This is a genomic window from Arthrobacter sp. H35-D1 (assembly GCF_030063185.1).
In the GTDB taxonomy this organism is placed as follows: Bacteria; Actinomycetota; Actinomycetes; order Actinomycetales; family Micrococcaceae; genus Specibacter.
Genome location: NZ_JASISP010000001.1, coordinates 335,652 through 356,828 on the forward strand (window position 1 = coordinate 335,652; position 21,177 = coordinate 356,828).

A 21,177-nucleotide genomic window follows, 5' to 3' on the forward strand; every position below is an offset into this window, starting at 1 on the left:
GTATTTACGGGGGGCACCCCTCCATTGTCCTGCACTCGGTGAGATTAGCGCGAATCAGGGAGCTCTCAGGAAACTGTCCCGACGGCCAATGGCCGTCCAGCGTCCTTGCCGGGAGCCCGCGGAACGCCCCCGGTACCAGCGGGACGCGTTAAGCGGCAACCCCTTAAATGCGTGAAGACGGCCAGCTGCTGCCGGCCGTCTTCATCTTGTGCACAGAAGTAGTTACTTCTTGACAGCAGCCTTCAGCTTGGAGCCGGCGGAGAGCTTGACGCTGTGTCCTGCTGCGATCTCAATGGTCTCGCCGGTCTGCGGGTTGCGGCCGGTGCGTGCTGCACGGTCGGTGCGCTCAACGGAGAGCCAGCCCGGGATGGTGATCTTTTCGCCGGCTGCAACGGAGCTCTCGAAGACGGAGAAGAGTGCATCCAAAACGCCGTTTACTGCCGTCTGGCTGGTCTCAGCCTTTGCGGCAACTTCTGCAACCAGTTCGCTACGATTCTTAGCCATGTTTGTCCTCCTGGACGTCAAGTATTTCCAATTCCACGCGGTTGCGTGTCAACCACTGCTAGCGAACTTACCAGTTATTCCGCGAGATTCCGGCAAATTTCAGGCTTTTCGGATGATTTTCGCGGCAAATTCCCTTGGATTCCAGGGATATTTCGCTCACAGCCAACAACTTTCACTCCGGCAACAGGCGCCAAAGTCGCCGCGGGAGCGGCAAACGGGCAGCAAATAGGGCGGCAACCCGAAGGTCGCCGCCCTATTTGCAACTGGAATTTACCAGCTGGACTTCTTGATGCCGGGCAGTTCGCCAGCGTGCGCCATCTTGCGGAAGCGTACACGGGAGATGCCGAACTTCTGGAGCGTGCCACGGGGACGGCCGTCAATGGCGTCGCGGTTACGAACACGTACCGGCGATGCATTGCGGGGGAGCTTCTGCAGGCCCAGGCGGGCCGCTTCGCGCTCTTCGTCGGTGGAGGCCGGGTTGACGAGGGCCTTCTTCAGGGCGAGACGCTGCTCGGCGTAACGCTCTACGATGACCTTGCGCTTCTCGTTCTTCGCGATCATGGACTTCTTAGCCATAGTCTTAGCGCTCCTCTCGGAATTCGACGTGCTGACGGATCTTGGGATCGTACTTTTTCAGGACCAAACGGTCCGGAGTGTTACGACGGTTCTTGCGAGTCACATATGTGAAACCAGTTCCTGCCGTGCTCTTGAGCTTGATGATCGGACGTACGTCCTTGTCTTTTGCCACTAGAGCTTCACCCCACGAGCGAGAATGTCGGCGACGACGGAGTCAATACCGCGCACGTCGATGGTCTTGATGCCCTTGACGGAAAGCTGCAACGTGACGTTGCGGCGCAAGGACGGTACCCAGTAGCGCTTCTTCTGGATATTCGGATCGAACCGACGCTTGTTGCGGCGGTGCGAGTGCGAAATGCTATGTCCAAAGCCCGGCTCGGCTCCGGTCACCTGGCAATGTGCTGCCATGATCACTCCTAAAAAATGAATGGAAACGGTTCACTGGTGCAAACCGTGCGCTGAGGCAGCGTCCGCCCTTGGACAGCATGATTCCCCACCGTCATTTTTCATGATGAATAGGAAGGTGCCCGTCCGGCGAATACCCGAATGCACGCAACTTGAGCCCCTAACTACCGGCCGACGGGAGGATAATCACCGCAAACCGGAGCAATTGCACACGCTCCGCGCCACCTAGCGCTTACCCAGTCTAGGTCCCGTTGGCCACTTATCCCTAATTGGTTCATATCACGTTCGTGGTTAAACAGACAGGCAGGGCATGAAAGGTGTTTTCGTGCCCTGCCTGTCTGCCCACAGCGAATCAGCGCCTCCTTGAAGCACGCCGCCAGCCACTCCCCCAAGGGTGGCGGCGGAAATTGTGTCTTACGGTTCGGCTGCCGCAGCTGCGGCCCCTGCCCGCCGGTGCCGGCTCCACGTTCTGCCATGGCTGTCGGGTACGGCCCCCATCCCCCTGAAACGGTCATCGTGGTCCGTCTGCTTCAGCGCTTTCCTGCCGTCCGTGGTGTCAGCTGAATCCGACATTGCGGACGCGACCCTGGCCGGCACATCGGTAATCACTGCGTATCTTTCGGCACTGGCAACGGCACCTGGGCCCAGCGGGAGGTTCCACGACGGCGGACCGAGGGGTCCGGCGTCGTACTCTATTTGGGTTTAGCCACGCAGCGGGCGCAGGACCGGCCAGCGGGCGCTGAGGGCATCGCCGGAGGAGACGCCGCGCAAGCGTCGGCTCACCCACGGGCCCACGTACTCCTTGGTCCAGGCGGCATTGTCCCTGAACGTTTCGGTGCCGGTTTTGGCAATGACCGGTGGCAGCTCGGGCATGGGGATGCGGGCAGTTTCGTCCAGCTGCCCCAGCACGCGGTTGGCCATGTTGATGTGGCCGACGGCGGACATGTGCATGCGGTCGATGCCCCACAGCCGCCAGTCGTTGTACTCGCGAAAGCGCCAGTAGTCGACGATTTCGGCGCCTTGGTCCAGGGCCACTTCGCGCACCAATTCGTTGTAGATGGCGGTGCGTCCGCGAATGGCGGCGAAAACCTTTGACGTGCTGGCGTCGAAGCCGGTGAAGATGAGGATGCGGGCTCCGGTTCCGGCCAGTTTGGCGATGCCCGCGGCGTAGCCGGCCACCATGGCGTCGATGTCCACCTTGGGGCGCAGGATGTCGTTGATGCCTGCATAGATGGTGACAAGCGTGGGATTCATGCCCACTGCGACATCTATTTGTTCGTTGAGGATCTGGTGCATTTTTTTGCCCCTGACCGCAAGGTTGGCGTAGCCGAACGCCTCCGCGCCGTCCGGGTGTGCCAGCGCCAGCTGCTCGGCGGCCCTGTCTGCCCAACCGCGAACCTGATTGGGTAGCGTGGGGTCCGTGTCGCCGAGGCCTTCCGTAAAAGAGTCCCCCACTGCCACGTACCGTGCCGAAAATTCCATGGGCGCTCCTCAATTTCAGGCTTTCGGGGCAGGCGGCGGGCGGCACGGCTGCTGCTGCCATGTTGGATTGACTACGCCCATCCTATGGCCCGACGTCTAGGTGGCCAGTTCCAGCTCCTCGCCGGCGGCGATCAATCCCGCATAGGCGCCGCCTGCATCACGCAGTTCCGCCGGCACCCCAACTTCCACCAGCACCCCTGCGGCGAGCACAGCCAGCTGTTCGGCATCCTCGACGGTGGAGAGCCGGTGCGCGATGGTCAACGTGGTGCGGCCCGCTGCCAGATGGTCCAAGGCCAGCTGGACGGCAGCTTCGGTGGTGTTGTCCAGCGCCGAGGTGGCCTCATCAAGGACCAGCACGCGCGGGTTGCGCAAGATGGTTCGGGCAATGGCCAGCCGCTGCTGCTCGCCGCCGGAGAAGCGGTGTCCGCGTGCGCCCACGAGCGTGTCGAGCCGTTCGGGCAGTCCGGCCACTTGGTCGGCAATCTGGGCCGACGCGAGCGCCATCCACAATGTTGCATCGTCGGCATCCGGGGCTGCCAAGCGCAGATTTTCGCGGATGGAGGCGTGCACCAGGTAGCTCTCTTGGGACACGACGCCCACAATTTGGGCCAGCACATCCGGGGAAATATCCCGCACATCAACTCCATCGATGGTGACCTTGCCAGCGGTGGTGTCGTGCAGCCTAGGCACCAGCGCACCAAGCGTCGACTTGCCCGAACCGGTGGGGCCCACCACGGCTGTTGTGGAGCCAGCTGGCAGCGCAAGGTTGATTCCGCGCAGAACATCGGGGCCGCCGTCGTACGCGAAATGCACGTTTTCAAAGCGGACCTCGCCGCGCACCAATTCCGGATCCAGCTCAACAGGATGCGCAGGGGCGGTAATTTCCGGCACCATGTCCAGGTATTCGAAGATGCGGCTGAACAACGCCATGGCCGTGACCCACTGGACGCCGAGGTTCAGCAGGCCCATGACGGGGCGGAAAATGGTGGCTTGCAGCGCTGTGAACGCCACGATGGTGCCGATGCTCATGGTGTTCCCGGGCAGCCCGCCGGCAAAGTAGATCAGTGCCGGGATGGCGGAGAAGATGATGCCCATGGTGGCCATCCGCCAGCGCCCGGCCAGCTGCGAGCGCAATTCCAGGCCGATGAGGCGTTCGGAGCTTTCGGTGTAGCGCGCGGCGTCGCGGCCGGTGGTCCCAAGTGTTTTGGCCAGCCGCACCCCTGAAATGCTCAGCCCTTCCTCCACATAGGTGTTCATGGTGGCCAGTTCGGCCTGCATGGTGGAGGTGATGTCGCGACGGATCAGTGCCACGCGGCGGGAAAACCAGACCGCGGGCGGGATGACGATGAGCGAGAGCAGGGCCAGCTTCGGCGACAGCACCACCATGGCGACGGCCGTGCCCACCGCGGTGGTCACATTGGACGCGACGCCGGTGGCGGTGGAGGTGATGACGGACTGCATGCCGGAGATGTCGTTGTTCAGCCGCGACTGCACTTCTCCGCTGCGGGTCTTGGTGAAGAAGGAGAGGGATTGCTTTTGCAGGTGCGTGAACAGCCGGGTGCGCAGCGTGTGCATGATCTCCTGCCCCATGGACGTTGTCATCCACGTCTGCACCACGCCGATCAGGGCCGTTGCGGCGGCCACCGCGATCATGGCGCCGGCGAGCCACCCCAGCAGCGGCAGGTCCTTGTTGGGCAGCGCCGTGTCGATGACGCCCCTGACGAGGAACGGCTGGGCCAGGGTGATGATGCTTGAGGCGCTGATCAGCAGCACGACGGCGGCGATGGTCCCCTTGTGCGGGGCGAACAGTGCCACAACGCGTTTCAGGCTCACGGGATGGCGCTGAATTTGCACCTTGTCGGCGGGGTTGACGCGCGCAGGGCCGCGGACCGGGCCGCTGGGTGGGCCGCCGGGGCCAAGGTCCGGGTGGCCGCCTTGGTCACGGGTAGGTTTTTGACTGACGGCGTTCTCCGCCATGGGCGCCACCTCCATATGGTGCGCGTGGTGCGGGACTCGCACCGTTCATTAGCGAGGCTACCTCACTATGTGGTGTGTCGTCAACTTTAGTATGCTGGTTTGCATGGTCCCCACTGATGATGCGCCCGATCTTGGCGAACTGTTTCATGCGGCATTCCGCGGCCTGCGACGCACCTGGTCCGAGCAGTTGGCCCCTTGGGAACTGACACCGCATCAGTGGCGGGCGCTGCTGACCTTGATGCGGCGCCATCCGGACGTGCCGACGCATCCCGTCGGGCCCGCTGAGGCCGCCGATGCCGGCGGGGAAGCCGCTGCTGGCGCGGGCAACACTGCTGGCGTTGGCGGAGACGGCGCTGGCGGAGACGGTGGTGGGTGCAGCGCCGGTCGTAGCGATGTCCGGCTCAAGGATCTGGCCGGGCGCCTCCGCATCGCTCCGCGCTCAGCCACCGAGGTTGTGGACCAGCTCGAGGTCAAAGGCTTGGTGCGCCGCGATCCAGACCCCACCGACAGGCGGGCAACGCTCATCGTGGCAACGGCCGCAGGGCAAAAACTCTTCGCGGACATTCAAGCCGAGCGCCGCGACAAGTCCACGGAGTACTTTTCCCGGCTCAATCTGCATGATCACGCAGAATTGGCCCGAATTCTGGGTCAACTGCACGACTAGCAGCCGTACTTCACGGCCTTTCCACGCTCCGCAGCCCACGAACCCGCGCCGTCCCCGCATGACCGCGTCTGCCCCGCGAACCCGCGGTTGGGCAACAGCGGGTTCGCGGGGCAGACGCGGGAACCCCGCCGAGGGCTGGTTCCATGGCATTGTTTCAGCACGGCGGCTATCCAGGAAGGGCTTGACCTTGGCGCCAGTAGCCCATAAATGCGACCGCATTTCGGTCCATTCCAACCTCGCGCACCAAATATCGGCGCAGGTCTCGGATGACGGCGGCTTCCCCGGCAATCCATGCGTAGAGGCCATGTCCGGTGGCGGCGGCGGGAGTCTCCCACAAAATGGTGCTGTCAATATCCACATCTTCGGGATCCTCGCCCCGGTCGCACGCCGCGGGGACCACAACGGAGCGCACCTCAGCTGCGAGCGCACCTCCATGCGCCCCAACTCCCCGCGCCAACCAGCGCACTTCAACACCGGAACTGGTTGACATCTCCTGGAAGTCCGCCGCCTCGGGAACTTCCAGGACGGCGTGGCCGCCGACGTGGGCAGGGAGGGATTCCAGAATGGCGGCGACGGCAGGCACGGCCGTTTCGTCACCCACCAGCAGTACGCGCTGTGCGAATCCGGGCACAAATTCAATCCCCACACACTCGCCCCACCGCGCGCACGGGCCAATGATGGTCATGGCGTCCCCGGGCTGCGCCTCGGCAGCCCATTCGGAGGCAGGACCAGAAACACCGTCCAGATGCAGCGCAAAGTCAATGTCCAGCTCAGCTGGCACCGGCTCCAAGGAGTCGGAGCCGGGAGTGCCCCGTCGCAGGGATCGCACGGTGAAGGTGCGCATGACACCGCGCACGGACTCATCCAGCATGCGCCAGTTGTGGTACCAGTCCTCCTGCAGCGAACCACAAACATGGCTCAGTTCCGGCAGCGGATGCCCCGGGGAGGGAAGCATCAACTTGATGCGTAAATCCAAGGTCCGCCCCTCCGCATTGGAGCCAAAGAGCTCCAAGTCGGGACCAGTGAACGTGATCCTGCGAAAGTGCGGACTGAGCTGTTGCACGGCGCTCACGCGCAGCTCAAACGCCCGGATGGGCCGGAGGGTTTCCGTGCCGGCCTCCTCAACTGCCGATGTCATGACTTGCTCCCTGCAGCCGCAGAAATCAGATCCGGCACACCTTCGGAGAGTTTCCGCACTGCGGCATCGGCCAGCAGCGCCGCCCGGCGCCCAATGGGAACCACCATGGGCGTTCCCACAACGGGGTCCGCCACCACCACGGAGTCCAAACCAAACACGTCCCGCACCAGCCCGGCCGTGAGCACCTCCGACGGCGCCCCTTGGGCCACAACGGCCCCCGCCTTCATCGCTATGAGGTTATCCGCGTACCTGGCCGCAAGGTTGAGATCATGCAGCACGATCACCACCGTGATGCCGCGCCGCGCATTGAGCTCGGACACCACATCCAGAACTTCCACCTGGTGGGCCAGGTCAAGGTAGGTGGTGGGCTCGTCCAGCAGCAGCACGTCGGTTTCCTGGGCCAGCGCCATGGCGATCCACACTCGCTGACGCTGACCGCCGGATAATTCATCGATGTTCCGGCCAGCCAGCTGCTGGGTGCCAGTGACGTTCAGCGCGGCCGCCACGGCGTCGTCGTCGGCCGCCGTCCATTGCCTGAACCAGCCTTGGTGCGGGCTGCGGCCCCGCCCCACCAAGTCCGCAACGGTGATGCCTTCGGGCGCCGTCGGAGTTTGCGGCAGGATGCCTAGCTTTCGGGCAATTTCGCGGGTAGGGACCTTATGGATGTCCTCGCCATCAAGGTGTACGACGCCGGAAGTTGGCTTCAGCAGCCTGGCCAGGCCGCGTAGCAAGGTGGATTTGCCGCAGGCGTTGGCCCCGACAATGATAGTCACCTTCCCTGCCGGCAAGCCCACCGAGAGATTCTTTACAATGGGCGCCCCGCCATAGCCCAGCGAGAGTTCGCCGGCGGACAGTCTTGCGGGGTTTTGTGCTGAGAGTTCAGTCATCTTAGCCTCCTTGGTCGGCTCGGTTGGATGAGATCAGCAGCCACAGCAGGAACGGCGCGCCCAAGGCCCCTGTGACCACTCCTACGGGCAGTGCCGTTCCGGGAAGTGCGTTCACCGCAACAAAGTTGGCAGCCAACACAATAGCCGCCCCCACCAGCGCCGACAGCGGCAGGCTGGACGCTCCTGCGTTCAGACGCTTTGCGATGGGTCCGGACAGAAAGGCAACAAAAGCGATGGGTCCGGCGGCCGCTGTGGGGAAGGCAGCGAGCAAAACTCCCACAACCGTCAGCAACAGGCGCGCACGGGGAACATCGAAACCCAGCCCGGCCGCAGTGTCGTCCCCCAGCGCCAAGCCGCTGAGCTGGCGTAAACCGACAGCGGTGAACGGCACAAGAACCAGCAGGGCCGCGCCCAAAATGGCGACACGCTCCCACGTGGCAGAGTTCAATGAACCAGTCATCCACACCATGAGGTCCTGGGCGTTGTTGATATCTGCCCGTGACAGCATGAACGTCACGGCCGCCTGCATGAAAGCTGCCGTGCCAATCCCCACCAATATCAATCCCGTGCCGCCGCGCCCGCGGGCCAGCACAGTAATGAGCAGGGCCACCAATAGGGCCCCCACAACGGCTGCGAGCGAGACCCCGGCACCTCGAACACCCAACAGCACGACGGCGGCAACCGCCGTGGCGCTGGCGCCGTAGCTGATGCCAATGATGTCGGGGCTGGCCAGCGGATTGCGGAGCATGGTTTGAAAAATGGCACCGGCCGCACCGAAGGAGGCCCCCGTCAACAGCCCCAACAACGCCTGCGGGAGCTTGTTTTCCATGACGATGAAGCTGGCGCCGGGAATTCTCTCCCCACCCAGCATCGCGAAGAAGTCTCCGATGGTGACGGTGTAGCTACCCAACAATATGTTCACCGCCAGAAGACCAAAGACCAGCACCACGGCGGATCCCATAAGCAATGCCCGACGCCGGCGCGGGGCTCTGCGCAGTTCACGCGCCCAGGCGCCGCTCACCCCGTCTTTCGCCGCTTCCAAGACGCTCACAGCTCGGCCCGTTTCCCGCGGCGCACCACTGCTATAAAGACGGGCGCGCCCATCATGGCTGCCAAGATACCCGCGGGCACTTCCCCAGGGAGCAGGATGACCCTGCCAACCACGTCCGCCAGCAACAGCACCGCGGGTGCCGCTAGCAATGACAGCGGCAGCAGCCAACGGTAGTCGGGCCCCACCAGAGATCGCAGCAGATGCGGCACCACCAGGCCAATGAAAGCAATGGGCCCCACCAGAGCCGTTGCCGAACCGCACAGCAGCACAATTCCACAGGCGGAAACCACCCTGCCTGTTCCGGGCCGCTGCCCCAAGCCGCGCGCCATGTCGTCGCCAAGTGCAAGAGAGTTCAAAAGTCGTCCCGTAAAAAGCAACACAACTACTCCGACCAGCACAAAGGGCAGCACAGCAGTGATAGATACCCAGGAGCTGCCGGCCAGCGCACCGACCTGCCATCGGCGGAACAGGTCCAAGGAGTCCTGGCTCGTCACGAGCATTGCGCTCATGAGCGAGCCCATGCCGGCCGCAATGGCGGCTCCGGCGAGGGCAAGTTTCACCGGTGTGGCCCCACTGCGGCCCAGGCTTGCCACCAAATACACCACAACCGCAGCCACGGCGCTGCCGCCGAAGGCAAACCACAGGTAGTTTGAGACGCTCGTGGCGCCAAAGAAGAAAATGCCGGCCACCACCGCCAGCGAGGCGCCGGCATTGATGCCGAGGATGCCGGGATCTGCCAGCGGGTTGCGGGCCACGCCTTGCATCGAGGTGCCGGCCAGACCCAGCGAAGCACCAACCACCAGCCCTGCCACGGTGCGCATAAGGCGGGAGTAAACCACGGCATGGTCGCCGTTGGCCGGGTCAAAGTGCAGCATCGCATCGAGCACCGTGGACGGGGCCGTGCCGCGCGCGCCCACGGCCAGCGAAGCCAGGACCAGCATGCCCAGAACCGCCGCAAGGACAACTATCCACAGCACTCGGCGGCGGTTGTCTCCCGCCGCCGCCCCCAAGGCCGTGCACCTGGACACGGCTGGCCTCGAACGAGCTGTGCCAGCGGTCCCCGCATCTCCGTGCAAACCCACAGCGGGCACACCGGGAGGCACGAAAGCTGTCCCCGGCGTCGCGCTTCCCTTCATCGTTGCTGGCGCACCTGCCACAGACGTTTTCCTTAAGCCTTGTCGGCTGCGGCAGCCAGCTGCGGCAGGAAAGCGTCCAAGGCCCACGGCAAGCTCAGCGGGGACGAAGCGGAAATGGCCAAGGTGAGCGTGTTGTCCGAATCCGCAACAAAGGCACCGGACCCCAAAGCCGGGATCTGACTCAGCAGCGGATCCGCAACAATCGCTTCCTTGGTCTTCTTGTCTGGAACCCAGCTCACAAAGACGTCCGAATCCAGCTCATTGGCCTTTTCCGCCGACCATGGAAGGTAGAAGCCCTCTGCGGTTTTTTCAGCCTTGACCACCACGGGGGCCAGTACCATGCCAAGGCTGGAAAGGAACTTGGGACGGTTGTCGGCGGAGGTGTAGACGTTCACGCCTTCGCTCTTTGCTGGTTCCAGATTGCCGTAGATGAAGGTCTTTCCTTCGAGCTGTGGATACTTGGCGGCCTGATCCTGGATGGTCTTGTTGGTCGCTGAAACCAGCTCGTTGGCAGCCTGCGAGCGGCCCAAAGCCGCACCGATCATGGTGGTGGAATCCTGCCATGCCGTTGAGTAGGCCGCCTCCGGGAATGCGACCACGGGGGCGATCTTGCTCAGCTTGTCGTACTCTTCCTGCGTCAGGCCCGAGTAGACAGCCAGGATGAGGTCCGGATTGGTTTTGGCGATTTCAGTAAAGTTCACGCCATCTGCTTCTGAATATTGCGATGGCGCCTTGTCGGTGCCAAGAGCGGCTCCCGCCTTTTCCAGCGCGGCGTCCTTCCAGGGAGTGGAGAGTGCACCATTGCCACCCCAGTCGTTCTTGGGCATGCCCACAGGAATCACACCCAGGGCAATGGCAACATCGTCATTGACCCACGAAACCGTCGCAACCCTTTGAGGGGCCGTCTTGATGACCGTTTCACCGTAAATATGCTTGACGCTGACAGGGAACGCGTCCGTGGCGGTGTCCGTAGTTTGCGTCCCAGCTTCGCCTACGGCGCCCGTTGAACAGCCTGCCAAGCCAACTCCCAGGCCTGCAATAGATGCGAGGAGTCCCATCTTCAGACCCTGCCGACGCGAAAATTCCATAACACTTCCTAACGGTGACCCCAAGACGATAGCTGCATAGGTAATGCAAGCCTTGCCTAACACTAGCGGATCACATTTTGATTAGGAAACATTTCACTGTTGTATTTGACGCTCGTCACAGGACTGTCATTGAATCAGGCAATGCAGCTCACTGACCTCCGTGCACGGGGCGTCCGCGGCAACTATCTGGCGCGCGGTTCCGGCATGAAGCCGCGCCTGCCCCGCATGACCGCGCCTGCCCCGCGAACCAGCGGTTGGGCAGCAGCGGGTTCGCGTGGCAGGCGCGGGAACGCGGCCGAGCCGCGGATTCGAGGCGGCCGCTACGCTGCATGGTTCGGGTTCTGCGCAGCACCGGCTTCGCTTGTGGCTACCGCGGCGGCGTCCCGGCGACGTTGACCATCCACGGCACGCCGAACTTGTCCGTGCACATGCCAAAAGTGTCGCCCCAGGGAGCTTTCTCAAACGCCATGGTGACTTCGCCGCCGTCGGAGAGCTTGTCCCAATACCCGCGGAGCTCCGCTTCATCCTCGCCGCTGAGGGAAACCGAGTGGTCCGTGCCGCGGGAGGATTCCATGGACGCCATGAAATTGGGTGTATCCGAGCCCATCAGCACCAGGCCGCTGTCGCTTGTCAGCGAGGAGTGCATGATTTTGTCGGTGTCGGCAGGATCCTCGGCCATGTTGAGTTCGCCGAAGGTGCTCATCTCCAACGTGCCACCAAAGACCCACCGGTAGAACTCCATGGCTTCCCTGGCATTGTCACGAAAGCTCAAGTACGGATTCAGGTGCGTGGCCATGACTGGTCTCCTTGGTTGCGCGAACGAACAGGTTGCAGGAAATTATTCCCTTCTATTGGGCATTTGTCAGCACCCAACTTTGTCAGCAGCCGCCCGTGAACCCGCGCCTAGCCCTCACAACCGCGACGGGACCGCGAAGCAGCGGCTGGGCAACAGCGGATTTGCGGAGCAGGCGCGGGCACGCAGGCAAGTGGCGGGCGCGCGGTCTCGGGACGCCTTCGCAGCCGTTTTCTCAACAAGCTCCAACACGAGTACCAACAGAGACCGTGGCATTCGGTGTTTTCAGGCGTCACCGGCTCAGGTTTTCAGGCGTCGACGGCGCGGGTGGGGGCAGTTCCGGACCCGAAGGGACTGCCGCCGAGCGTTTCACGGCCGTGCGGCGTACCCCATCCCGAGGTATCGGGGCCAAGCGGCACAATTTGGGTGGGGTTCAGGTCCGTGTGGACGATGTAGTAGTGCGCCTTGATCTGGTCAAAGTCCACAGTGTCGCCAAAGCCCGGAGTCTGGAACAGGTCGCGCGCATACGCCCACAGGACAGGCATCTCGACGAGCTTGTTGCGGTTGCACTTGAAGTGGCCGTGGTAGACGGCGTCAAAGCGAACAAGTGTGGTGAAAAGGCGCACATCGGCTTCGGTGATGGACTCCCCCATCAGGTAGCGCTGGCCGGCGAGGCGTTCCTCCAACCAATCCAGGCCGGCAAAGAGCCCCGCATAGGCGGACTCGTAGGCCTCCTGGCTCCCGGCAAAGCCGCACCTGTACACCCCATTGTTAACTTCTATGAAGACGCGCTGGTTCACCTCCGCCATTTCCTCGCGCAGCGCTTCCGGGTACAAATCGGGGGCTCCCTCGCGCTGAAACTCCCTCCATTCAGTGGAGAAGTCAAGGGTGATTTGTGGGAAGTTGTTTGTCACCACCGCACCACTGGGGACATCCACGATGGCCGGCACAGTGATCCCGCGCGCATAGTCGGGAGTGCGCTTGAAGAAGGCCTCCTGCAGGCGTTCGATCCCCAAGACGGGGTCGACTCCGCCCGGATCCAAGTCGAAAGTCCACGAGCGGACGTCGTGCGTGGGCCCGCACACTCCAATGGAAATGGCGTCTTCCAGGCCCAGCAAGCGGCGAACAATGGTGGATCTGTGCGCCCACGGGCAGGCTCTTGCCACCACCAGCCTGTACCGTCCAGCCTCGACCGGGTAGCCGTCCGCTCCATCGCCGGTGATGCGGGTTTCAATGTAGTGCGTGTCGCGGGTGTACTCGCCACCCGTGACGTAAGTGCCTTGTGCGGCCAAATCTTTTTTGCCCAAATCATTGCCCTGCGTGTCCATGTTGCCAGCCTATAGCCCGCCCTGCGAGCCCCGCCACTACCACGGCCGGCCCTCGCCCATGTTGGATAAAACCCGACCGACTCGCCCGCCGTCGACTTTACTCACCAAAGCTGCCTGCCTATGATCAACACACACCAGGTGAACGATCCGCAAGAATGCCACCCACAGTGAGGACCTTCCATGGCGGCTCCAGAAACCATCGATGCGACACAGAGCGGCAGCACTTCTGCGCTAAAAACCATCGACGCAGCAGGCACGGCCATGGTGGAATTCCAGGGCGTCAGCAAGATCTACCCCGGCCAATCCCCCGCAGTGGAAGACCTCAGCCTCAGCGTTGAAAGCGGCAAAATAACCGTCTTTGTAGGCCCCTCGGGCTGCGGCAAAACCACATCCCTGCGCATGGTCAACCGCATGGTGGAGCCCACCTCCGGCACCATCACCGTGGGCGGGAGCAACATTGCGGACATTCCAGCCGCCGAGCTGCGCCGATCCATGGGCTATGTCATGCAGCAGGCGGGATTGCTGCCGCACCGCACCGTGGTGGACAACGTTTCCACCGTGCTGCGCCTGAACAAGGTCCCTCGCGCGCAGGCCCGCCGGCGTTCGCTTGAATTGCTCGAAACGGTCGGCCTCTCCCCGGCCATGGCCAAGCGCTACCCCAACCAGCTCTCCGGTGGACAACAGCAGCGCGTTGGCGTAGCCCGCGCGCTTGCCGCGGATCCGCCCATCCTGCTCATGGACGAGCCATTTTCCGCCGTGGACCCCGTGGTCCGCGCCGAGTTGCAGCACGAACTGTTGCGGCTCCAGCGAGAACTGGACAAAACCATCATTTTCGTCACGCACGACATCGACGAGGCCACGCTGCTCGGCGACAGCGTTGCGGTGTTTGCCATCGGCGGGCGCGTGGCCCAATACGCCCCTCCCGAGGAGATCCTGCGCGCCCCCGTGGACGACTTCGTGGCCAATTTTGTGGGCCGCGACCGCGGCTTCCGCCGGCTCTCCTTCAGTCCCGGCGTGGATGTGCCGGTTCACGACGTCGCCACCGTGACGTGGCCAAGGAAGCACGACGACGTTTCCTCCCCCCGCGTCCCCGGCGCCTCCCCGTGGGTGCTGGCCGTGGACGCCGACAACCGCCCGCTGGGCTGGCTTTCCCCGGCAGACAGCGCCGGCCCCGGACGCCCTGGCGCTGCCGTCTCGCCAACTCTCGTCCCCGGCGGTTCGCTCTTCCACAGCGGCGACCCGTTGCGCACCGCGCTCGATTCGGCGCTGTCCTCGCCGTCCGGGCTGGGCGTTGCCGTGGACGTCGAAGGGCATGTCAGCGGAGTCGTCAACGGGCCCGAGGTGCTGGCCGCCATTGACGCCGTCCGGAAAAACCGGACCTGATGCGGGGAGTCCTCTGATGCAATGGTTCCTGGCTAATCTGCCCCAGGTCCTCAACCTCACCGGCTACCACCTGGTGCAGGCCGTGGTGCCCTTGGTCTTGAGCGTGCTCATCGCCATTCCGCTGGCCCAATTGGCCCGGGTGAACAAGCCGGCCGGCGCCGTCATTCTTTCGGCCGGCTCGCTTCTGTACACCATCCCGTCCTTGGCGTTGTTCGTGATCCTGCCGAGCATTCTTGGCACCCGAATCCTGGACTTTGCCAACATCATTGTGGCGCTGACCATCTATGCCGTGGCACTGCTGGTCCGTTCCACCCTCGACGCATTGCAGTCGGTGGATGATTCCATCCGGCAATCCGCCACCGCCATGGGCTACAAGCCGTTGCAACGCTTCCTTAACGTGGATTTGCCGCTCTCCCTTCCCGTGCTCTTCGCCGGTTTGCGCGTCATTTCAGTCAGCAACATCTCGCTCGTGACAGTGGGCTCGCTGCTGGGCATTCCCAGCTTGGGCTTCTTCTTCACCGACGGGTTGGCCCGCAACTTCCGCACTGAGATCATTGTCGGGATTGTGGGGACGCTGGTGTTGGCCTTGTTGATGGATTTGGTGCTTGTCCTGCTGCAAAAGCTGCTGACCCCGTGGCTGCGCAACCGAAAGCCTGCCCCGCGTTCGACGGCGGTGCCGGCATGAGTGCTTTGACATTGCTGCCGGCGACGAAATACACCGCCACCGACCCCTTCAGCCAGGGTTGGCAATGGCTCACCGACCCGCTGAACTGGCAAGGGCCCATGGGTGTGCCCGCCCGCGTGCTGGAGCACCTCGGCTACACGGGCCTGACCCTGGCAATTTCGCTCGCGATTGCCGTGCCGCTGGGACTGTATGTGGGACACACGGGCCGGGGACGCGGCGTCGTCATTGCCTTGGCCGGCATGCTCCGGGCACTGCCGACACTGGGCATCATGACCTTGTTTGCGCTCATTGCAACGTCCACGCTCTCGCTCATGCCGGCCATTTGGTCGCTGGTGCTGTTGGCCGTGCCGCCCATCCTGACGGCCACCTATGCCGGAGTCTCCTCCGTCGATCGGGACTTGGTGGATGCCGCACGCAGCATGGGCATGACCGAACCACAGATCCTGTTCGGCGTGGAAGTGCCCAACGGGCTGGTGGTCATGCTCGGCGGGTTCCGCTCTGCCGTGCTGCAGGTGGTTTCCACGGTGGCGGTGGTGGCGCTCCTCGGCTTGGGCGGGCTGGGCCGGTACATTATTGACGGTCTCGCCGTGCAGGACTACGGCCAGGTCCTTGGCGGCGCCGTGGTGATTGCCGTCCTGGCCATCGTCCTTGACGGTTTGCTGGTCCTGACCCAGCGCGCAGTGGTCTCGCCCGGGTTGCGGCCCACCGCCCCCGGTGCCGAACAAATACCGGACCCCGCCACACCCACGGAAGCCGCGGCACCCGCCACACCCACGACAACCCAGGCAGCCTAGCCTCTACACTTCAATAGTCCGCTTCACAAGGAGATACAACATGAACAAGAACTTGCTTCCCACCCGTCGTGCACTTTTGGTCGCGGCCGCGGGGCTCTCAGTGGCCTTTGCCGTCACTGCCTGCGGCGGGGGAGATCCCTTGGCCGGCGATAGCGCAACGGCCGGCGGCGGCTCGGATGCCGCTGTGGTGGTGGGTTCGGCCAACTTCCCCGAAAGCGCCACAGTTGCCGAAATTTATGCCGGTGCCCTGAATGCCGCCGGCGTTACGGCGAGCACCAAGCTGAACATTGGCGCCCGCGAGGTCTACATCAAGGCTGTCGAGGACGGCTCCGTGGACATTGTCCCGGACTACAGCGGCAACCTGCTGGGCTACCTGGATTCGAAGACCACGGCGAAGACAGCCGAGGAGGTGCTTGCCGGTCTGCCTGCAGCAATGCCGGACGGCCTGTCAGTGCTGGACGCTGCCAAGGCTGAGGACAAGGACGCCATGGTGGTGACAGCGGAGACCGCAGCCAAATACAACCTCAAGTCGATCGAGGACATGGCGAAGGTGTGCAGCGAGCTTACCTTCGGCGCCCCGCCGGAATTCAAGACCCGGTCTTACGGCCTACCCGGCCTGAAGGCGAACTATGACTGCGTGCCGAAAAAGTTCACCCCCGTCAGTGACGGCGGCGGACCACTGACGGTCAAGGCGCTGCTGAACAACGAGATTCAGGTGGCAGACATCTTCACCACCTCGCCGGCCATTCCGGCCAACAAGCTGGTGGTCCTGACCGACCCGAAGAACAACTGGCTGGCACAGCAGGTGCTGCCGGTGGTCAAGACGGACAAAGTCAACGACGCTGCCACGAAGGCACTGAACAATGTCTCAAGCATGCTGACCACCGAGGACCTCATCAAGCTCAACGAACAGGTCAGCGGCGCCGAAAAGATGGACCCGGCCGCGGCTGCCGCCGGTTGGCTGAAAGACAAGGGAATCACGAAGTAGGGGAGACGCGCATGGCCGCCACAAATGAAAAAGTTGATGTAGTTGTCATCGGCATGGGGCCCGGCGGCGAATCGCTCGCCGGGGAGCTGGCGGCCGAAGGGCTCAGTGTTGTGGGCGTGGAGGCCAGGCTGGTGGGCGGCGAATGCCCGTACTTCGGTTGCGTCCCCTCCAAAATGATGATCCGGGCGGGCAACGCCGTGGCGGAAGCCCAGCGGATTCCCGCCCTGGCCGGCAGCGCCCAAGTGGCCTCCGACTTCTCCGTGGTTGCCGAGCGCATCCGCTCGGAGGCCACCGATAATTGGGACGACGCCGTCGCCGCCAAGCGCTTCACCGACAAGGGCGGACGCTTGGTGCGCGGGACAGGGCGTCTGGTGGGCCCCAAGAAGGTTGCCGTCACCACGAACGACGGCGATGAACTCACCTTCAGCGCCCGCCGCGCCGTGGTGCTCAACCCCGGCACCGATCCGGCGGTTCCTTCCATTCCGGGGCTTGAGGGCACGCCGTTTTGGACGAATCGGGAGGCCATGCAGGCGGAGAAGGCGCCGAAGTCGCTGATCATCCTGGGCGGCGGGCCCGTGGCAGTGGAGTTGGGGCAGGCCTTTGCCCGCTTCGGCACCAAGGTCACCTTGGTGGTGCGCGGTCCGCGGCTGCTGTCGAAGGAAGAGCCGGAGGCGTCGGAAATTCTGGGCAGGGTGTTCCACAGCGAGGGCATCAAGGTGCTGTACAACAGCACCATCACGGCCGTGGCGCACGCCAACTCCGCGTTTAAGGTGGAAGTGACCCGCGCCGGCGGCGCCGTGAAGAAGCTGTCGGCGAGCATGCTGCTGGTGGCCGCCGGCCGCACCCCTGCATTGGCCGGCCTGGACCTTCCAGCCGCCGGAATCACCTCCGGCGAAGACGCCGGGGGCGGGCAGGCCGCGCCGGACGCTCCCTCGGTGGATTCCCACATGCAACTGGCCAAGGGACTGTACTTGATTGGTGACGCGGCAGGCCTCGGCCCCTTCACGCACATGTCGATGTACCAGGCCAACATTGCCACGGGGCACATTCTCGGCCAGGACAGGGGTGCGGCCGAGTCGCACGCCGTTCCACGGGTGACGTTCACGGATCCGGAGGTGGGCGCCGTGGGGCTCAACGAACAGCAGGCACGCGAGGCCGGACTGGACATCCGCGTTGGCACCGCCCAGGTGCCCAGTTCCACGCGCGGATGGATTCACAAGGCGGGCAACGAAGGGTTCATCAAGGTCGTCGAGGACAGCAAAACCGGTGTGCTTGTGGGCGCGAGTTCCATGGGGCCGCACGGCGGCGAGGTGCTCTCGGCGCTGGCCTTGGCCGTCCACGCCCGCATCCCGGTGAAAACGCTCGGAACCATGATTTACGCGTATCCCACCTTTCACCGCGCCATTGCCGAGGCCGTTGCGGCGCTTGAATAACAGCACGTCCCCCGCATGAACGCACCTTTCCCACTATTGGGCACATGCCCGCCCGCGCATAAGTGGGAAAGGTGCGTTCAAGCGCAGAGAACTACGCCAGCAGGGCCTTCCGGACGGCGACGCTGAGCTGCATGGCGCGCCCGGCCGTGCCGCCTTCCTCGTTCCATGCCGGGACGTAGCCAAAGCCAATCCCGTACAGCGGGTCGGCGAACCCGAGCGAGGCGTTGGCGCCGTCGTGCCCGAAGGCCTGCGCGCTGCCAAAGTCCATGCGCGGGTTGGACTTCATGAACGTGACGCCAAACGAATTGATCTCACAAAAGACCCTGTCCAAGCCCCACACCTGTTCCCGACCCATGTGCGCAATGGTCTCTTCGCTCAGGTAGGCGGGCAGCCCGTCAATGCCGGTGATGGCACCGGCGTACACCCTGGCCAGGCCGTCGGCCGAGCCCACGCCGGATCCACTGCAGCTGCCTCCCGCGCGAACGCTGCGAATGTTGGGCATTGCCAACAGGTTGCCGGCCTGCACATTGCCCGACACACCGGCCATCGAGCCCGGATCCAGGAAACCTTGCGCCTCCTCCTCGGCAAAGAGCACGGGACGGAAGCGCGGCTCCAGCGATTCGGGCAGACCCAGGAACATGTCAGCGGCGTACGGTTCCCGGATGCGGCGGTTGTAAAGATCCTGCAGCCGCTCCCCGCTCACCTGCTGGCACAGTTGCTCAAGGAAAACGCCCATCGTGAGGGCGTGGTATCCGAAAATTCCACTGCCCAGGCGCCACATGGGCGCCAAGGCTGCAAGGCGCGCGGCCACGGCCGAAAGATCGTTGTACTCCTCCATGTCAAAGCCGCCCTGGACACCGACCAAACCCGCTTGGTGGGAGAGCAGCTGGCGCACCGAGACTCCGGCCTTGCCGTTCTGGGCAAACTCGGGCCAGTAGCTGGCCACCGTGGCATCCAAGTCGATCAAGCCGTCCTGGACCAGCAAGCTGAATGCGAGCGCTGCCACACCCTTCGAGCAAGAAAAAACGCCCGTGAGGGAATCCGCTGCAGAGTCCTTTCCACCCACCAAACCAACCACCTTGGCCCCCCGGTGGTAGACGGCCAGCTGCGCGCTGTAGCCGGGGTCGGCGTCGAGCATGGAATCAAAAAGGTCGCGGACGCCGGTGAACTTCTCGGTGGCGAAACTCTGGGACGTGCCGGCGGCCGGCTGCTGTGAAAGTGTCATGCAACCACTCTAGGGAATGCGGCGCTCTCGGGTCGCCTCCTTTGCGGCGTGCACGATCGGTACGAGAAGATGGATCCATGGACGCTGGAAAGGATAGGAAGCGGATTCGTTTCCCAGCCGCAGGGGCCGCTCTCGCCGTGCCACTAATTTTGGCGGCATCCCTCACAGGGTGCACCCAAGGCCCGCACTATCAGGACTCTTTGATAGCGGCGGCTAAAGAAGGGCCCGCGGCGCTTTCCCTTCCCAGGGGAGAGGGCCTCGGAGCTTCTGTGCCGCTGTGGGACTCGGTGCTCATAGTCTGCCCCTACAGTGACACTCAGCTTGTCCCCGAACCCTTCGCCGATGAGGCTCGCACACTTGATGTGACGACTACAGATTCCGTGCAATGGCTGCTTTTTTCCGGACAAAATGGTGTCAGTCCCCTTTCCATCGAAAGAACCACCGTCGATTTCTGCCACGCCGGCGCTCCACCCGCGCAGTACGATCACGACCAACTCTGGAGCGCACAAAAGTCCGACGGCGCATGGGTCATGACGCCTGCCCGCCCCTGAAAACGAGTGGCTCCGCACCTCCGACGGGAGAGTTGGGGCTTGCCCCCATACTCGTTCAAAATACTCATTCACAGGTCTCTTCGAGACGAGCGACGGATGCCGCCCAACTTCTAGCGCTGGAGCTTTCCACGCCCGATCGGTCCAGGAGGAGCACAGGTGGGATACACCCCTTTCAGTAATTCAGGACACTTCGAAAGAGCGCCTGCGGACATCTGCAAGGCTTTTGCCGACCCCGCACTGGTGCATGAATAAACGGAGCACAAGACCACGTTTGTTCCAAGCCCGGGCTTCGTGCTCGCGGCGGGCAACACGTGGGAGGAGCACCACGGCGAAGAATGCGACGTTGACCAGGTCGCGTGGACCATCACCGAGCATGTGCCGCAGTCTGTCATGGAGTACCGCGGCAAACAGCGCGGAGTGCACCAGCGCGTCCGGCTGGCCATGGAACCGGAAGCTTCCGGCTACCGGCTACCGGCTACCGGAGACGATACGTTTCGCCCCGACGGTCGCAGGAAAGCTGGGACCGAGCATGCTCTCCTGGCTGTTGCTCGTCACAGGAATCCTCGCCAAATTCGCCAACGACAAAGGCGAATCGCTCGAATTGCTCGAATTGCTGCAGGACTACCTCGACGGGGACCATGCCGGCACAGCCGACGATTCCGCCGACGATGGCGCAAGCGAGGCAAAAATGTCCGGGCTTGCCACCGACTTTGTGGCCGCGTTCACCGGTGTTGGATCTCCCATCGCAGCCGGTGAACTCGACGGATCACCGGCGTCGCTCGCCGCCGTGGACCGGATCTTGGAGGACTTCTTCCAACAGCAGCAGACCCTGCCGGAGGATCTGCACCTGCTGGCCGCCGCGTACGTCCGGGAGGTGGCACGCGCCGAATACGGTGGCCGATTCCTCCGTGGCGAGGATCCTGACTTGTTCGTTCTCGTCGTCGGCGAACTAGAGTGCAGCACCGGTGTGATGGCGATGGGCAAAGTCGCGAAACGCGCCCGGAACGGGGCCGAGGACAGCCTCGAGTTCTTCTACGCCGGCATCGCGCCGCTGCTCGAGCGCGGGGTGTCCGCCACACTCATCTGACC

The 21,177-nt window shown here is 63.6% G+C and carries 21 protein-coding genes; 7 read left to right on the top strand and 14 right to left on the bottom strand.

From position 1 onward, the window contains the following. Positions 1-222 precede the first annotated feature (222 nt). From QMG25_RS01595 to QMG25_RS01620, 6 genes are all read right to left on the bottom strand, one after another. On the bottom strand, positions 223-504 hold the full coding sequence (locus QMG25_RS01595) for an HU family DNA-binding protein (protein WP_283456610.1): 282 nt from the start codon (positions 502-504) through the stop codon (positions 223-225). Between the two features lie 270 nt (positions 505-774). Next, the gene (gene rpsN, locus QMG25_RS01600; protein ID WP_283456612.1) at positions 775-1,080 is read right to left on the bottom strand and encodes a 30S ribosomal protein S14; all 306 of its coding nucleotides are present in this window, start codon (positions 1,078-1,080) and stop codon (positions 775-777) included. A gap of 4 nt (positions 1,081-1,084) precedes the next feature. Continuing rightward, entirely contained in the window at positions 1,085-1,252 is a 168-nt protein-coding gene (rpmG, locus tag QMG25_RS01605; protein WP_044574616.1) for a 50S ribosomal protein L33, read from the bottom strand. Further along, complete coding sequence (gene rpmB, locus QMG25_RS01610; protein ID WP_044574618.1) at positions 1,252-1,488, bottom strand: 50S ribosomal protein L28; 237 nt, start codon at positions 1,486-1,488, stop codon at positions 1,252-1,254. Before rpmB ends, rpmG begins: the two co-directional genes overlap by 1 nt. Positions 1,489-2,187: 699 nt before the next feature. Then, the gene (locus tag QMG25_RS01615) at positions 2,188-2,967 is read right to left on the bottom strand and encodes an SGNH/GDSL hydrolase family protein (RefSeq protein WP_283456621.1); all 780 of its coding nucleotides are present in this window, start codon (positions 2,965-2,967) and stop codon (positions 2,188-2,190) included. A gap of 96 nt (positions 2,968-3,063) precedes the next feature. Next, positions 3,064-4,944: an ABC transporter ATP-binding protein gene (locus tag QMG25_RS01620; protein WP_283456624.1), complete on the bottom strand. Its 1,881-nt coding sequence runs from the start codon at positions 4,942-4,944 to the stop codon at positions 3,064-3,066. A 103-nt stretch (positions 4,945-5,047) separates the two neighbouring features. Here QMG25_RS01620 and QMG25_RS01625 point away from each other — a divergent pair, with 103 nt between their 5' ends. Next, on the top strand, positions 5,048-5,608 hold the full coding sequence (locus QMG25_RS01625; protein ID WP_283456626.1) for a MarR family winged helix-turn-helix transcriptional regulator: 561 nt from the start codon (positions 5,048-5,050) through the stop codon (positions 5,606-5,608). Positions 5,609-5,774: 166 nt separating this feature from the next. Here the strand turns inward: QMG25_RS01625 and QMG25_RS01630 are convergent, their stop codons facing one another. From QMG25_RS01630 to QMG25_RS01660, 7 genes are all read right to left on the bottom strand, one after another. Continuing rightward, positions 5,775-6,746 (bottom strand): siderophore-interacting protein, encoded by a 972-nt coding sequence (locus tag QMG25_RS01630; RefSeq protein WP_283456628.1) that lies wholly within the window; start codon positions 6,744-6,746, stop codon positions 5,775-5,777. Then, complete coding sequence (locus QMG25_RS01635; RefSeq protein ID WP_283456630.1) at positions 6,743-7,633, bottom strand: ABC transporter ATP-binding protein; 891 nt, start codon at positions 7,631-7,633, stop codon at positions 6,743-6,745. The genes QMG25_RS01630 and QMG25_RS01635 overlap by 4 nt, the downstream gene beginning before the upstream one ends. 1 nt (position 7,634) lies before the next feature. Further along, positions 7,635-8,684: a FecCD family ABC transporter permease gene (locus QMG25_RS01640; protein WP_502866322.1), complete on the bottom strand. Its 1,050-nt coding sequence runs from the start codon at positions 8,682-8,684 to the stop codon at positions 7,635-7,637. Next, entirely contained in the window at positions 8,681-9,712 is a 1,032-nt protein-coding gene (locus QMG25_RS01645) for a FecCD family ABC transporter permease (RefSeq protein WP_502866323.1), read from the bottom strand. The genes QMG25_RS01640 and QMG25_RS01645 overlap by 4 nt, the downstream gene beginning before the upstream one ends. 140 nt (positions 9,713-9,852) lie before the next feature. Next, the gene (locus QMG25_RS01650; RefSeq protein ID WP_502866334.1) at positions 9,853-10,878 is read right to left on the bottom strand and encodes an ABC transporter substrate-binding protein; all 1,026 of its coding nucleotides are present in this window, start codon (positions 10,876-10,878) and stop codon (positions 9,853-9,855) included. Positions 10,879-11,275: 397 nt separating this feature from the next. Further along, a complete protein-coding gene (locus QMG25_RS01655; RefSeq protein WP_283456634.1) occupies positions 11,276-11,704 on the bottom strand; it encodes a VOC family protein in 429 nt (142 codons plus the stop codon). A gap of 305 nt (positions 11,705-12,009) precedes the next feature. Further along, a complete protein-coding gene (locus QMG25_RS01660) occupies positions 12,010-13,029 on the bottom strand; it encodes a glutathione S-transferase family protein (RefSeq protein ID WP_283456636.1) in 1,020 nt (339 codons plus the stop codon). Between the two features lie 261 nt (positions 13,030-13,290). On the opposite strand from QMG25_RS01660, the gene QMG25_RS01665 reads away from it, so the two are divergent. From QMG25_RS01665 to QMG25_RS01685, 5 genes are read left to right on the top strand one after another with little or no spacing between them, the layout of a single operon-like run. Further along, a complete protein-coding gene (locus tag QMG25_RS01665) occupies positions 13,291-14,412 on the top strand; it encodes an ABC transporter ATP-binding protein (protein ID WP_283457357.1) in 1,122 nt (373 codons plus the stop codon). Between the two features lie 16 nt (positions 14,413-14,428). Next, positions 14,429-15,097 (top strand): ABC transporter permease, encoded by a 669-nt coding sequence (locus tag QMG25_RS01670; RefSeq protein ID WP_283456638.1) that lies wholly within the window; start codon positions 14,429-14,431, stop codon positions 15,095-15,097. Then, positions 15,094-15,891 (top strand): ABC transporter permease, encoded by a 798-nt coding sequence (locus QMG25_RS01675; protein ID WP_283456640.1) that lies wholly within the window; start codon positions 15,094-15,096, stop codon positions 15,889-15,891. Before QMG25_RS01670 ends, QMG25_RS01675 begins: the two co-directional genes overlap by 4 nt. Before the next feature lie 40 nt (positions 15,892-15,931). Beyond that, entirely contained in the window at positions 15,932-16,879 is a 948-nt protein-coding gene (locus QMG25_RS01680) for an ABC transporter substrate-binding protein (RefSeq protein ID WP_283456642.1), read from the top strand. Positions 16,880-16,890: 11 nt separating this feature from the next. Next, positions 16,891-18,312 carry a dihydrolipoyl dehydrogenase family protein gene (locus tag QMG25_RS01685; protein WP_283456644.1) on the top strand — a complete coding sequence of 474 codons (1,422 nt, stop codon included), beginning with the start codon at positions 16,891-16,893 and terminating at the stop codon, positions 18,310-18,312. 91 nt (positions 18,313-18,403) lie between these two features. Here the strand turns inward: QMG25_RS01685 and QMG25_RS01690 are convergent, their stop codons facing one another. Then, on the bottom strand, positions 18,404-19,537 hold the full coding sequence (locus tag QMG25_RS01690) for a serine hydrolase domain-containing protein (RefSeq protein ID WP_283456646.1): 1,134 nt from the start codon (positions 19,535-19,537) through the stop codon (positions 18,404-18,406). Positions 19,538-20,617: 1,080 nt separating this feature from the next. On the opposite strand from QMG25_RS01690, the gene QMG25_RS01695 reads away from it, so the two are divergent. Continuing rightward, positions 20,618-21,175: a hypothetical protein gene (locus QMG25_RS01695; RefSeq protein ID WP_283456647.1), complete on the top strand. Its 558-nt coding sequence runs from the start codon at positions 20,618-20,620 to the stop codon at positions 21,173-21,175. The last annotated feature ends 2 nt before the right edge of the window (positions 21,176-21,177 follow it).

Coding starts and splice junctions, on each gene's coding strand:
- QMG25_RS01595 (WP_283456610.1), bottom strand. CDS start 504: ATGGCTAAGAATCGTAGCGAACTGGTTGCAGAAGTTGCCGCAAAGGCT.
- rpsN (WP_283456612.1), bottom strand. CDS start 1,080: ATGGCTAAGAAGTCCATGATCGCGAAGAACGAGAAGCGCAAGGTCATC.
- rpmB (WP_044574618.1), bottom strand. CDS start 1,488: ATGGCAGCACATTGCCAGGTGACCGGAGCCGAGCCGGGCTTTGGACAT.
- QMG25_RS01615 (WP_283456621.1), bottom strand. CDS start 2,967: ATGGAATTTTCGGCACGGTACGTGGCAGTGGGGGACTCTTTTACGGAA.
- QMG25_RS01620 (WP_283456624.1), bottom strand. CDS start 4,944: ATGGCGGAGAACGCCGTCAGTCAAAAACCTACCCGTGACCAAGGCGGC.
- QMG25_RS01625 (WP_283456626.1), top strand. CDS start 5,048: ATGGTCCCCACTGATGATGCGCCCGATCTTGGCGAACTGTTTCATGCG.
- QMG25_RS01630 (WP_283456628.1), bottom strand. CDS start 6,746: ATGACATCGGCAGTTGAGGAGGCCGGCACGGAAACCCTCCGGCCCATC.
- QMG25_RS01635 (WP_283456630.1), bottom strand. CDS start 7,633: ATGACTGAACTCTCAGCACAAAACCCCGCAAGACTGTCCGCCGGCGAA.
- QMG25_RS01650 (WP_502866334.1), bottom strand. CDS start 10,878: ATGGGACTCCTCGCATCTATTGCAGGCCTGGGAGTTGGCTTGGCAGGC.
- QMG25_RS01655 (WP_283456634.1), bottom strand. CDS start 11,704: ATGGCCACGCACCTGAATCCGTACTTGAGCTTTCGTGACAATGCCAGG.
- QMG25_RS01660 (WP_283456636.1), bottom strand. CDS start 13,029: ATGGACACGCAGGGCAATGATTTGGGCAAAAAAGATTTGGCCGCACAA.
- QMG25_RS01665 (WP_283457357.1), top strand. CDS start 13,291: ATGGTGGAATTCCAGGGCGTCAGCAAGATCTACCCCGGCCAATCCCCC.
- QMG25_RS01670 (WP_283456638.1), top strand. CDS start 14,429: ATGCAATGGTTCCTGGCTAATCTGCCCCAGGTCCTCAACCTCACCGGC.
- QMG25_RS01675 (WP_283456640.1), top strand. CDS start 15,094: ATGAGTGCTTTGACATTGCTGCCGGCGACGAAATACACCGCCACCGAC.
- QMG25_RS01680 (WP_283456642.1), top strand. CDS start 15,932: ATGAACAAGAACTTGCTTCCCACCCGTCGTGCACTTTTGGTCGCGGCC.
- QMG25_RS01685 (WP_283456644.1), top strand. CDS start 16,891: ATGGCCGCCACAAATGAAAAAGTTGATGTAGTTGTCATCGGCATGGGG.
- QMG25_RS01690 (WP_283456646.1), bottom strand. CDS start 19,537: ATGACACTTTCACAGCAGCCGGCCGCCGGCACGTCCCAGAGTTTCGCC.
- QMG25_RS01695 (WP_283456647.1), top strand. CDS start 20,618: ATGCTCTCCTGGCTGTTGCTCGTCACAGGAATCCTCGCCAAATTCGCC.